Genomic DNA, 13,283 nt, shown 5'->3' on the forward strand with positions numbered 1-13,283 from the left:
GATAATTCAGACTTGATTGTGTCGGCACAGTGTTATTCAATCAATTTCATATTTTTTGCGGTTAACATGAATAAATTTAAAGATGATTGAGCTGCGTCAACTACGTGCCCTTTGCACCCTAAGGGAGACCGGCAGCCTGGTCCGAGCCGCCGAGAGGCTACACCTAACCCAGTCGGCACTATCCCATTTATTCCGGGAAATGGAGGAGCGCCACGATCAGCCGTTATTTGTGCGCAAATCCCGCCCGCTACGCTTTACCAGCGCAGGACTGCGTCTGTTACAGCTCGCTGACGACATACTGCCGCGGGTGGCCGTCGCACAGCGCGACCTGGCCCGGCTCGCTTCAGGCCAGTCTGGCCGTCTCAATATCGCCATTGAATGCCACAGCTGTTATCAGTGGCTGATGCCAACCCTAAATACCTACCGCGACGACTGGCCCGAAGTAGAGCTGGACCTCTGTAGTGGATTTCACTTCGCACCGCTACCGGCACTAGTTCGCGGCGATCTGGATCTCGTGGTCACCTCCAACCCTGATTCAGAGCTGAAAGGTATCCACTACTACCCTCTGTTCAGCTTCGAGATGTGCCTGGCGCTCAGCCGTAACCACCCCTTATTACAAAATGGCAAGCGGCGCTGGGTCACCCCCAATGACCTGGACGGAGAAATACAGATCACCTATCCCGTGGAGCGGGAGCGCCTGGATATATTCCAACATTTCCTCGACCCGGCAGGTGTTGAACCCGCAGATGTGCGTACGGCAGAATTGACGGTTATGATGGTGCAACTAGTGGCCAGTGGCCGTGGTGTCTGTGCCCTACCCGACTGGGCCCTACACGAATACCTGCAAAAAGGATTTATTGCGCAATTGCGCTTGGGGGAAAAGGGCCTCTGGAGCACCCTCTACGCAGCGGTGCGAGAGGAAATACTGGAGCAGGCTTACTTGGCTGACTTCCTACAAACAGCGCGGGATACCTGTTTTTCCCACTTGAAGGGCATTCGCGCTGCCACTGGGGATAAAAACCGACAGGCCGAATTAACCACAGAGACATAACGGGAGCGGGTGCACACACTCGCCACTATTGATAAGCCTCTTCTCGGGCATTGTTTTTACAGGAGATTTACCTATGTCAACATCGAACGAAGGCTGGAATTCAGTCAGCAAGGGCTTGCACTGGTTATTTGTGATTCTACTGCTGACCGTGTGGGGCGCTGTAGAGCTACATGAGTTCTTCGACCGGGAGGACCCCATGCGCGGCTGGTTTGTACGCCTGCACTTCTCGTTGGGTGTTGCTGTACTGATGCTGCTGGCTGTTCGCCTTTACTGGCGTGCACGTCACAAGCGCCCGGAAATTCAGGGAGCTACTTGGCAGAAGGCCGTTTCCAAACTGACACACGGCGCCCTATACCTGGTCTTGTTGGCAATGCCAGTATCCGGAATTGCCATGCGCCAGCTGTTTGGCCGGGATACTGAATTTTTTGGTCTCTTCGCGTTGCCACGCCTGTTAGAGAAAAACCCCGATCTGGGCAAGCAGCTCGCCTTCCTTCACAAAGACGTTCTATGGCCGGCACTGTTGGTATTGGTTGGCCTGCATATTGCCGCCGCCCTGTGGCATCACTTTGTGAAGCGCGATACCACCCTGACCCGTATGCTGCCGCAGCGCTAGCACCAGAGAATAGAAAAAGCGATAAACTAAATGGTTTATCAAATAAAAAACGGCGCCTTCGGCGCCGTTTTTTATAGGGGCTATATTACTCCCCGCTATTCTCCCGCTTGAACTTGGGCTTTCCTTTTGGCTTATCTTTCGACTTACCCTTGGGTTTACCTTTCGGTTTACCCTTGGACTTTGAGCTCGCCTCATCAAAGCGTGATATCTTCATCGGCTTTCCAGACACACGCACTTTTTTCAGGTGCTGGAAGACTTCTTTTGGCATTCCTTCAGGCAGGTCCACCGTAGTGAAATCCGGGTAGATCTCAATACGACCAATGTAGGAACTATCCAGCTCCACTTCATTGGCAATTGCGCCAACAATACTGCCAGGCCTTACACCATGTTCGCGTCCGATTTCGATACGGTAGCGCTCCAGGCCTTCGTCCGGTGCCGGCAATTTGCGGTCTTTCTCATAACCACCTCGCTTGCGGCCGCGCGCCCCTTCGAAGTCATCATCTCGCTCGCGTCGTTCTCTGCGCTGCTTGGGCTCCTGCTCTTTGATCAACAAAGGCTGATCGCCCTGAGCCATCGCAGCCAGCGCCGCGGCCACATCCAGTGGGTCCACTTCATTTTGTGCCAGGAACTCCTCTACCAGCTGGCGGTAGGGAGCCAGATCAGTTTGGCCTTCCAATGTTGCGGTAATACGTTCACGGAAACGCTGCATACGAGCACTGTTAACCGCCGCCGCGCTTGGCAACTCCAGCTTTTCAATCGGCTTTTTGGTGGCCTTCTCAATAATTCGCAGCATGCGGCGTTCACGCGGTGCAACAAACAGGATGGCATCACCTTCACGGCCTGCGCGACCAGTACGGCCAATACGGTGGATATAGGCTTCGGTATCGTAGGGGATGTCGTAATTGATCACATGGCTGATACGCTTCACATCCAAGCCTCGCGCCGCCACATCAGTGGCCACTACGATATCGAGCTTGCCATTCTTGAGCTTATCGATCACCGCCTCACGCAGGTTCTGTGCCATATCTCCATTCAATGCTGCACTGGCGAAGCCACGCGCCGCCAGCTTATCCGCGAGCTCCACAGTGCTGTTCTTGGTGCGCACAAAAATAATTGTGGCATCCACTGGCTCAGCTTCCAGAATGCGGGTCAGTGCATCCAGCTTGTGAAGACCACCCACTGGCCAGTAACGCTGGCGAATAGTCTCAGCAGTCTCGGTCTTAACCCGAATTTTGACTTCTACCGGCTCCTGCAGGTGCTCTCGGGCGATACGGGCAATCTCTTTGGGCATGGTCGCAGAGAAAAGGGCAATCTGGCGCTCTTCGGGAATTTGTTCCAATACCCATTGCACGTCATCAATAAAGCCCATGCGCAGCATTTCATCGGCTTCATCCAGTACCAGTGTACGTAAGTTGGAGAGGTCCAGAGAACCGCGGCGCATATGGTCCATCACCCGACCTGGAGTTCCCACTATTAACTGTACTCCGCGCTTCAGCTGCTGTATCTGTCCACGGTAGTCTGCACCACCGTAAATCGGTGCTACATGAAAGCCTTTAAGTTTGCCTGCATAGGCCTGGCAAGCTTCTGCCACCTGGATTGCCAGTTCACGGGTCGGCGCCAATACCAGCGCCTGGGGGCGCCGGTCACTCAAATCTAACTGGGAAAGCAGCGGCAGCGCAAAAGCAGCTGTTTTGCCGGTACCAGTTTGTGCCTGGCCCAGTACATCGCGGCCCTCCATTAAGGAAGGGATAGTCTGCGCCTGAATTGGGGACGGAGTCTCATAACCAAGCTTTTCAATGGCATTGAGGATTTCAGGCGGCAGGCCCAGCTGGTCGAAGCCGGCCGGTTTAGGGGTATCGGTCATTTCGGAATTCACTTGAAGCCAAAGTCCCTATCGAGGGACCGGAGCGGCGGGTCAAAAGGCCGCGCAGTCTAACAGGTTAGTCGATTTAGATCAGCCTATTTTTTAAACAAAGGGTGACCAGTGCAACTGAAAGCCTTTAGGAGATGCCGTATTAGGCTGAGGAGGAGCAGGGAGTTGGGAGCACCCATGCTTTATACGGCATCTGTACTACAGGTTTCGACGGAAACAGGTCCCTGTGCTGCTAATACGGCAACTGATTGTAAGTGCTTTATCACTCCGTCTATTGTCTTATCAATGCCTTTGGAGAAGCTACCGTCAATCTGGGTTTGCTCGTAAAGATAGGTATGGAAACGCTGAAAATATGTAAAGTCTACTTTCTCGGGTGATGACCAGAAGCTGGCTAACTGACCTTGATGGGTTAATCCGGGGATATCGTAAAGTGCACGACCAAGCACCTTGGTAGGAACTTTATGCAGCAATGCTGAAATACCCACCGTACTATTGATTGTCACAACCCCCCTGGCATGATCGAGCAGAGTGGGTAGGTGTAAATCGTGGCAGTAGATAACCCTTCCGGCAATACTGTACCGCTCGGCCAACACATCAATCAGCTTCTGGTAATGGCAAAAGCCTCTATCCATAGGGTGATGTTTGATAACAACCACTGTGCCCTCTGGAGCATTCTGGGCAAAGGACTTCAGCACTACATCGATGGCGTTTTCTATAGAAAGAAGGTCGGAATGCCTCCTAAGCTGAAAATCATCTCGGGTCTGCAGGGGAAACAGGAAAAACTGCTGACTCAGATTTGAAGTTAACCGATCAGTCAGCTTATGCTCCGTTATCTTGTAAAGTCCCTTGCGAACAAAGCTGCGAAGCCAGTTAGTACCCTCCTCCAGCCAATCACGACTGCGGTGATGCCGGTAATAAGGGAATTCTGACTGTCCAAAACGCATTGCCAAGTAATATTCGATCGCAAAAAGTGCTCTATGCCAGAACGTTTGCCCTACGGGAATCCCTTTTTGGCGTCCATTAGGTTCGTACTGGTTAATTGTCTCCTCAGACCAATCCCTCTGGGAGAAAGCATTTACTCCTCCCCACTCCAGAGTTACGAAATCTGGGCGCAAGTATCCCTCTTCGAATACACAAAAAGGGATTTGAAGTGATGAACAGATTTCTCTTGCCGTGGCGTGGTAGCGTCGGCAATCGCCATAGACAAAGACCGCCTCAGCCCCCTTGTCTAACAGGTATTGGCGAAAAAAGAATGGCCAGTCATCCTCGCTACCGGCGAAATCTTCCTGGAAATCCGCCCACGCAAAAAAGCGATCACCGCCGTTAAAGTTGATTTTATGGGTGATCACACCATGTTGGGATAGCCTTTTCGCCACCCTGGCGAAAAATGGACCATGAGGCCCCTGTAGAAATACTGCAACAGACATAAATTGATCTACCCCTGAGTATCAATAAGCTGGCGCAATACAACTTGTCGGTAGGCAAGTGTAGGAGGAGAGAACAGAAACTTGCCTACGCATTTCGATACCACAAAACCTAAGTTAGTCAACAACCCACAGTGAGGTATTATCTCATCTAAAGTCAAGCTCCTAAAGCCTCCTCTAACTCCGCAATACCGCTCTCTACAGATCAGTGACAAGCCAAGGCCTATACATTGAACCTTTCTTAATAGCTATTTACAAAGACAGCGTCTGTATTAGTGGAAATTGAGAGTCGATTAATTTAGGCCTTTACATATTTTCATAGACGCAAATAAATCTATCGCCCGCCAATTGCCAGTGCCCGGAAAAAAAGCATCTTATATCAAGAAAAAAAATATGCCATCACACACAAATACAGCGCATGTGTCCCTTCAAAGTAGACTAACAGTCCAGATATAACCGCACCCTGTTTTTTACCCAACAAATTTTTATCACTGCGCACAGCCGTACGTCATCGGTGACCAGTTTAGTGCAGCTCAAAGACTAGATGCAGCGCAGTTGCAATCGTTTGCAGCTTGAATTGAATAAAACATCTTCCCCTTAAATAAAATCACTGCCAAAACTCAGAAAAGCGAAAAACCATTAAATACAAAACCACTGATCAACTCTTTTTGCAAAGCAAAACTCTATGACTCGCCTCAATCTTTTAGACAGCATTGATAGCAACCATAAGCGAGACAGATAATCCCAGGAAAACTTAAGAATAAAGTTACCTTCAACAACAAAACAGGACTCGCAACTAGAGAAAAGGGCATTAACTTAAAAAAGATGAAGCAATTCCTGAAAAGAACCCAAATACCGTAAATCCCACTCAAAATTAGACTGCGATTAGAAAATAATGCGATTATTTAAAGGTGCGAGATCAACATCAAGAAAACACAAAACCAAATAACCTAAATGAAAATATATTTCACAAAGACCTGTATTACATATCTTCTAAGGTAGAAGTCTACGCCTAGCCAACAACCGCTTAAACTAATAACGCAAAAATTTACTCCGATACCAACAGAAAAACTTAAAGAAAATATTATTTCGGACACTCAAATTTCGTTCAGACTCTAACAGTTCAACTGTTGTCTCTGCGTCTATATACTCCCCAGTATTCCTATCCACATATACCGGATAAAGCAATAAAGTAGCCGCAATTAGTTGATCCAGACTTAAGTGGCGCTGCCTACGAGACTTCAGTTCAAATAAGTCTTTTTTACTCATCTCCCTGTTTTCTATAAGTTTATCATTTGTGAGACCCCAGCCTGCATAAAAAGGCAGGCCATAGGTTACCACCCTTACCCCGCGCATCAGAGCCTCAAAGCCGCTCAGTGAACTGAGTGTATGTACTTCATCTACATTTTCTAATAAAAAAGGAAAATCACCCTGCTCTACTATTAAATCAAACAAAGACTCAGCACCTGCCGGCAGCGCTCCCAGTCGAGCTCCGGCTACCACATCCGGGTGGGGTTTATACACAATATATGCCCCTGGATTATCGCGCCTTACTCTTTCAAGCAATGAAAAATTACTTTTTAATTTTGGTGAGCCATAGGCAATGGATGCATCACTTTCGACTTGACCAGGAATCAGGATCACTTTCTTATCTGAGGAAATGCCTAAACTGGATATTGGCTTACAAACACTTAAATTGTATTTAGTTAAGCGTTTTCTGATCAGCGATTTTTGTAGCTTTCTGGCCCTATTTAATAATGACTCTGGAAAAACCCCAAAATTTAACAGCGCTTCAAGATCACTTGGTTGCTCCGCATCAAAATAGATACCACGAGAGTCAAAAACCAGCGACTTTGGCGAAATTAAATCTGCCCCCAAACCAACAGAGCGTAAGAAACCATCCTCTACCCGCCATAAATTTAAGTTTGAGCGCTTACATTCCTCCTTTAATTCACTCGACGCTCGACTTGCCCAAACCAGGATATTGGTACCGATATCCAGATTTCTTGCTTCGCTATATCTTTTAGAGAATTTCACCCTATCCTTATTTCCAAGGAAATCAGGAATAAATCGACGCTTCCAAGCTGAAAACCCAATGCCCTGCCACTGTCCCCGAAACCGGTTCCACTGTCTTTTTTGTTCCGCAATGAGTCCAACAGTATCCTCAAATTCACACTTCTGTCTTGTGTAGGGATTTATATATCGACAATAGCGCAGGTAAGCAGCGTCGAAAATCTCCGCCAAAGTACGCTTGATTCCACGGCGTTCCGAGCTTTGGCGATCCTTGGTCAACCCCCAACCAGCATAAAAAGGCATACCAAAACAATGCACTTCTTTACCAGCAATTAGTGCATCAAAGCCCAGCTGGCTACTTACCACATAGACCTTTTCAACTCGATCAAATATTGCCCAAGGAGAAATATCCTGGGTAAGTATCTTACAGCCTTTTTCCTCCGCCAGCTCTTCCAGATATCCGCGTTTCTTTCCCGCAATAACATCTGGGTGAATTTTTACTAATATTTCAGCCCTAGGATTTTCACGGATGGCGCTTTCCAACATTTGCTGGAAATGTTTCGTTGAAGCTAATCCTCCACTAACAGATTTGTCGCCATAGGTTTGGTCAACTACCAACACATAAGCGCGACTGTCCGGTAATTCCAGGGGAGTATCATCAGCAGAGTTATATTTACAAAGTCTATAGCTTCGTAAAAGCCGGAGCCCTGCTTCTGCTCGCTCTATCTCTTCTGCCGAACAAGCAGATTCTCCGATCAAGGACTCAAGATCACTTGGGCGGGAGGCATCGTAATAAATACCTGTCTGATCAACAATTAAGCTGTGGGGTTCAGCGCCCTCAACCCCCAGACCCAGTGATCGCAAAAATCCATCTTCAATACAGGAATAAGGTAAATTTGAGCGAACGGCTATACGTTGCGCCTTATCCGCAGTTGCCTTGAGACCCCAACCAACCATATGGGTAACAGACTTACCTGGTTTTGACAGCACATACTGACAGGGAGCCCCTAGAAAATGTTCCAGGTTGCGCAATCGGCTAAGGCCCAGCGAACAATATCCGATTACAGACATTGTCGAGCCCCACTTAATAACTTCTCACGTAATTGTTTATCATCCGCTAAATGTAAAATGCCATCTACCCAGGCCGAAGTCTCCATAGGCACCAACAAACCATTTTCCTGATGACGAATCACCCTGCCATAAATATCCCCATTCGCATATATTCCTACAGCACCAGCCCGTGTAATATCAAAAAACTTAGTGTAAGACCGGGCTTTATTAAATGGAGTGTCTAGCAACGGTGCCAAACCAATAGTTCGCCCTGGCTTTTGCAACATGGATAGATAGGTTGACCATTTCATAGGATGTATTACTTTTACTCTTGACATCCCTCGAAACAGGTTATTTACACGCCCATCACCGATAACTTCGAAATTCAAACTTGAATTTCTTTGCAATACTTTCTGAATTATTGGTACCAACCAGCGAATTTCTTCAATATGCGATGCAGAACCATGATAGAAAACTGTTAGAGGTTGACCTCCACTACAATCTATCTGCTGCGCCTGTAATAACTGTGGAGACCATTCCTGATACTTGCTCTGTAAATATGGCGTTGAGACCAACAGACCTGCCCCTATGGACTTCAGCCAACCTTGTCGTGACCAACTATAACGAAAAATCTTTAGTTGATAGCGGAGGGGCAAGCCAACAAAGGCGGACCAATCAAATAAATCGTCATCAATAAATAAATAAATTTCTGACAATTTACTAAGATTTTTATGGATAAGAGACTGCCATGATCTGGGGATATAACGTACAAATATCAATCCCAGGCCCTCAAGCTCATCACCACTAAGAACTTCCGAAAAAGACAACCGCTGTACTTGCGCTTTTTTCTTCCGCAAATAAGGAATAACAAAATAATCCGTTGAGGGATTTGGGCCCTCTTCAACGATCAACCAGCGGTTCGCATTATCCAATTCAGTTCTCAAAAGCTTCAACTCTCAAAGGGAAATACGATTGGCAATAATGTTAGGACAGTTAAAGAGTATGCAATGGTGAGAGGTAAACCCGCACGCAGGAAGTCCCTTAAGTGATACCCACCCAAGTTTTGCACTATCAGATTGGTCTGGTAGCCAAATGGAGTCAAAAAACTTGCGCTGGCCCCATAGGCCACGGCCATTACAAAAGGCACCCAACTCACCCCAAAACTCTCTGCCAAACTCCAGGCAAGGGGGAAAGTAAGCGCGGCGGCTGCATTATTCGTCATCAGTTCAGTTAGGACTAAGGTCAGCAAAAATATACCCACCAGACCAGCCAACGGTCCCCAGCCAGCAAGCATACTCCTCAAACCACCAGCCAGCGTGTCCGCCAAGCCACTAACAGCAAAGGCCTCTGCAAGTACCAAGGCACAGGCAATAATTAACCATATCTGGAAAGGGAAGCGTCGCTGCATCTCAGTAGTCGATACGATACCCAGCCCTATCATGCCACCCAGCAATACCACCAGTCCTTTCAGCAACGAAAAATAGCCGAGCGCCGCACCGGAAACTACGGCAGCAAAACCAAGGCCCAGCAGCCAGTTATCCCGCCGTGAAAGTTCACGCCGTACTTCAGTACCGCTTATCACATAAAAGTTCTTATCGATATTTAAGTGATGCTTGAAATCCGCTCCCACTGCCAGCAGCAGCGCATCTCCCGCGCGCAGCTCTATCTCCCCCAGCTTCCCTGACAACCGTTCACCGCCACGGCGCATAGCAACTACAGCAGCGTCGAAACGAGTACGAAAGTTGCACCCCTTTAGGGTTTGGCCAAGGATACTGGAACTGGGCGTTACCACCACCTCGGTGAGATTCAGGTCCAACTTCTCATCTTCCAGAGCGAAAAGGCGTAACCCCTCAATATCCTGTAAACGTCCCAGATCTCGGACATCACCACTAAAAATCAGCTTATCCCCACAACGGAGCACCTCTGAAGGTGCCACTGGACTTATGATTTGATTTCCACGAACAATTTCGATCAAGTAGAGGGTCTCCAGCTGGCGCAAGCGGTTCTGTTCAACGCTCTTGCCATCCAGGGGTGAATCTGCCACTACCTCTGCTTCCAGCAGATATTCAGTCACCGGCTCCTCAGTTACCGCCCCTTCAGGTAAAAGGCGATTACACAACAACAACACTGCCAGTCCCACTAAGGTTGCGGCCAATCCTACTGGCAAAAAAGTGAAGAACTCCAGGCCTTGCAGGCCACGGTCCAGCACGAAACTATTAACAATCAGGTTGGTGGAAGTGCCTATCAAGGTCAGGGTTCCACCGAGAATAGCGGCATAGGAAAGTGGTAATAGCAGCTTTGCTGCCGGTAAACGGCGTTGTCCTTTGACGCTGGACGCCAAAGCTGCCACCACAGCAGTATTGTTGAGAAAAGCTGAACTTAGCGCTGTTGCAGAAGTTAAGCGTAGAAGGCTGATCCTCAGGGAGCCATTGATCAACCCTTCTGAAAGAGCCCGCAACCAACGGGCCTTCTCCAACCCCACCGATACCAGTAACAAAATTATCAATGTCACCAAACCCGGGTTAGCCCCCTTCTGTAACACCGACTCCGCAGGTACCAATCCGGTCAAAAAACAGGCTCCAGCAGCTGAAGCAAAGACCAGAGAAGGGCGGAAACGTGTGAAAATCAGGGAACCGATCACCAGGGCAAAGATACCCGCAACAAAAAATTGGGAAAGTGTCATAAGATCAGGGCACCGCTCTGGTTACCGATACGAGAATTTGTTTTATTGCAGGCCTGGAGCAACAACAGATTATGCCAAAACTGATCCGGTTATGCTGCCCGCCCAAAGCTTCCTATAGTTATGCCCGTAAGCCCCCAGCCTAGCCGCCAAGCGCAACAGAAGAACATCCATACGCGCCACTCTCTTAATATGGCAAGTTGGCAAATGCAAAGAAGTCTCCATTAGAATAAATCAGTGAATACAGCTAAGGTGCCTTACTACTTCAGATTTATGCCAATGAGAAGTCCTCATGCACAAGCGTCAGATTAGGATTATAAGCTGGATCAGTATCTAACAACTCTCCCCAACGATTGCGCATATACTGCGCCTCACGCTGCGCACGGCGGCGTTTAGCCAAGGTATTGTCGGCGCCTCGGGAAACTGATTCATGATGGTAGAGTTCCGCATAAGGTGTCCACAGATTACGATAACCCGCTTCGCGCACCTTGAGACATAAATCCACATCATTAAAAGCCACCGCCAAATTAGCACTGTCCAACCCCCCCACTTCCACGAATACCGCTTTACGTATCAGAAGACACGCGGCTGTCACTGCTGAAAGGTTTTGCACTAAGTGCAGGCGCGAAAAATAACCGTATTCATTACGGTTGAAATACTTGTGGGAATGGCCTGCGACACCTCCAATCCCGAGAATCACTCCACCGTGCTGGATAGTATCATTGGAGTAGTAAAGTTTTGCGCCCACACAGCCGATTTCAGGCCGCTGCGCCTGGCTTACCATCTCTGTCAGCCAGCCCCTGTTGATAGGCTCGATGTCGTTATTCACCAACCCTATAATCTCACCCCTGGCCAGCTCAGCGCCAAAATTATTGATCGCAGAGTAATTGAATGGGTGGTCCCAACGATGCACTGAAACCCTTCTATTAGAATTACTTATCTCCTTCAGAAAGCGCAATGTTGCCTCGCAACGGCTCTGATTATCCAAGATCAGCACCTCATAATTCGGATAATCTGTTCTGGACAGAATCGCCTCCACACAGGGCTTAAGAATCTCCAGGCCATCCCGAGTTGGAATCAGTAAACTCACCAAAGGAGCAGGCTGAGGAATAGTCCAGTGCACCCGATAGCTGTTTGGTGCTGTACCCGGCTCTCCCATAGCTTGCAACCCTTCACTTTCAAAATAATCAGTCACCGCTTTTAAGCCCGCCTTGGCTGCATAACTTTTGGCGTCGCCCTCCTGGGCGGTGGAACCATTGATCGCTCGCCAGTGGTATAGTATTTCCGGAATATGTACGACATTATCAACATTCAGATAGGGCGAACAACGCAGGAGCAAATCGTGATCCTGACTGCCCTCAACCCCCAAGCGGAAGCCTCCTACCCCTGCCACTAGAGATGCCCTTAACACCGTCAAATGGCAAATATAATTTTGTGACAATAGAAGATCAGGATTCCAATCCGGCTTGAAGTGCGGATCAAAACGCTCACCCAACTGATCAATTTTGTCTTCATCACTATAAAGCAATTGAGCTTGCGGTTTCTTCCGAATCTCCTCTGCCACTCTTTGTAGGGCGTGCGGCGCCAGAGTATCATCATGGTCCAGTAAAGCGATATATTCGCCCTTTACCAAATTTAAAGCGCTATTACTAGCCGCTGAAATATGTCCATTACTTTTCCGGAATTCCACTTGGATGCGTGCATCTTTGGCTTGGTATTCCTTCAAGCAAGCCTTAACCTGTGGTTTCGAAGACGCATCGTCGGCAATACAAAGCTGCCAATTGCCGTAACTTTGTGCTAGTACCGAGTCAACGCAAGCGCACAATAGCTTTAAATCAGTATTGTAAGTAGGGACAACAATTGAAATCAGGGGGTCTGTATTTGTATTTAGGGAAAGCCCCTTATCCGCAGATTCGAGGCGTTTGAGCTCAACGGTTCTGATCCACTCATTATAATCACGAGACTGACGTCTCTTAATAAAAGTTCTCCCGTAGTGTTCTAACGCCAAATCACGCCAACAACAATTCCTTTCTAAGGCTTCCTCGCGAATACTCCGCAACACATTCGCTTTTCCCAAGTTACGAAACTTAAAGTGCATATTGTTGAGACGCTGAGCCAAGCGATCATAAGCAAACTGGGGCAAAAGTCTGACTAAGTTAAAACGCTTTACTGAAAATAGCCCCACAGATTCCATGGGGTCAAAACGTACTGCCTGTGGTCGAGCAGAAAGGTATACCAGGCGCTTGGTGACTTTACCGGATTTAATAGGAATAAAAATGCTGTCAGATTCACTTAAACCAGCCCCATAATCAAAGTAGATCTTTGAATCTATAGAAGACTGATTATACTTCAAAGCAATTTCCACCATATACCATCCGGCACTGGGCATCCGTCCCTTTACCAGAAATTGCGGATCTTTTCCCTCAGAATACCAGTCAAAATTTATCGAAGCATCACTGGCCCGACTAATAGCAAGTGCAGGCTTAAGCCTGGAGATCAAATCAATACGAAACAGGGACTTCAAAAATTTAAACACCAGTATTAAATCCCGCTATTTAATTGTGCACTTTACCGTGCTT

General features: G+C 48.0%; 8 protein-coding genes. 2 read left to right on the forward strand and 6 right to left on the reverse strand.

Going from position 1 to position 13,283, the window contains the following annotated elements; all coding sequences use genetic code 11:
* Positions 1–82: 82 nt before the first annotated feature.
* Both ACJJIP_RS16155 and ACJJIP_RS16160 read left to right on the forward strand, forming a co-directional pair.
* Complete coding sequence (locus ACJJIP_RS16155) at positions 83–1,051, forward strand: LysR family transcriptional regulator (protein WP_020412122.1); 969 nt, start codon at positions 83–85, stop codon at positions 1,049–1,051.
* A 73-nt stretch (positions 1,052–1,124) separates the two neighbouring features.
* Positions 1,125–1,664, forward strand: a complete 540-nt coding sequence (locus ACJJIP_RS16160) for a cytochrome b (RefSeq protein WP_444945575.1) — start codon at positions 1,125–1,127, stop codon at positions 1,662–1,664.
* A gap of 85 nt (positions 1,665–1,749) precedes the next feature.
* On the opposite strand, the gene ACJJIP_RS16165 is transcribed toward ACJJIP_RS16160, so the two are convergent.
* From ACJJIP_RS16165 to ACJJIP_RS16190, 6 genes are all read right to left on the reverse strand, one after another.
* Complete coding sequence (locus ACJJIP_RS16165; protein WP_444945576.1) at positions 1,750–3,528, reverse strand: DEAD/DEAH box helicase; 1,779 nt, start codon at positions 3,526–3,528, stop codon at positions 1,750–1,752.
* 191 nt (positions 3,529–3,719) lie between these two features.
* Positions 3,720–4,964 (reverse strand): capsule polysaccharide biogenesis protein, encoded by a 1,245-nt coding sequence (locus tag ACJJIP_RS16170; RefSeq protein ID WP_444945577.1) that lies wholly within the window; start codon positions 4,962–4,964, stop codon positions 3,720–3,722.
* Positions 4,965–5,993: 1,029 nt separating this feature from the next.
* Complete coding sequence (locus tag ACJJIP_RS16175; RefSeq protein WP_444945578.1) at positions 5,994–8,045, reverse strand: capsule polysaccharide biogenesis protein; 2,052 nt, start codon at positions 8,043–8,045, stop codon at positions 5,994–5,996.
* A complete protein-coding gene (locus tag ACJJIP_RS16180; RefSeq protein WP_444945579.1) occupies positions 8,036–8,968 on the reverse strand; it encodes a glycosyltransferase family protein in 933 nt (310 codons plus the stop codon). Before ACJJIP_RS16180 ends, ACJJIP_RS16175 begins: the two co-directional genes overlap by 10 nt.
* A 5-nt stretch (positions 8,969–8,973) precedes the next feature.
* Positions 8,974–10,707: an SLC13 family permease gene (locus ACJJIP_RS16185; RefSeq protein WP_444945580.1), complete on the reverse strand. Its 1,734-nt coding sequence runs from the start codon at positions 10,705–10,707 to the stop codon at positions 8,974–8,976.
* Between the two features lie 268 nt (positions 10,708–10,975).
* Positions 10,976–13,240, reverse strand: a complete 2,265-nt coding sequence (locus ACJJIP_RS16190) for a glycosyltransferase family 2 protein (protein WP_444945581.1) — start codon at positions 13,238–13,240, stop codon at positions 10,976–10,978.
* Positions 13,241–13,283: the final 43 nt, after the last annotated feature.

Source organism: Microbulbifer variabilis (genome assembly GCF_052467165.1).

Excerpts from the sequence above, each read along its gene's own strand:
- ACJJIP_RS16155 (WP_020412122.1), top strand. The coding sequence starts at position 83 with ATGATTGAGCTGCGTCAACTACGTGCCCTTTGCACCCTAAGGGAGACC.
- ACJJIP_RS16160 (WP_444945575.1), top strand. The coding sequence starts at position 1,125 with ATGTCAACATCGAACGAAGGCTGGAATTCAGTCAGCAAGGGCTTGCAC.
- ACJJIP_RS16165 (WP_444945576.1), bottom strand. The coding sequence starts at position 3,528 with ATGACCGATACCCCTAAACCGGCCGGCTTCGACCAGCTGGGCCTGCCG.
- ACJJIP_RS16170 (WP_444945577.1), bottom strand. The coding sequence starts at position 4,964 with ATGTCTGTTGCAGTATTTCTACAGGGGCCTCATGGTCCATTTTTCGCC.
- ACJJIP_RS16175 (WP_444945578.1), bottom strand. The coding sequence starts at position 8,045 with ATGTCTGTAATCGGATATTGTTCGCTGGGCCTTAGCCGATTGCGCAAC.
- ACJJIP_RS16185 (WP_444945580.1), bottom strand. The coding sequence starts at position 10,707 with ATGACACTTTCCCAATTTTTTGTTGCGGGTATCTTTGCCCTGGTGATC.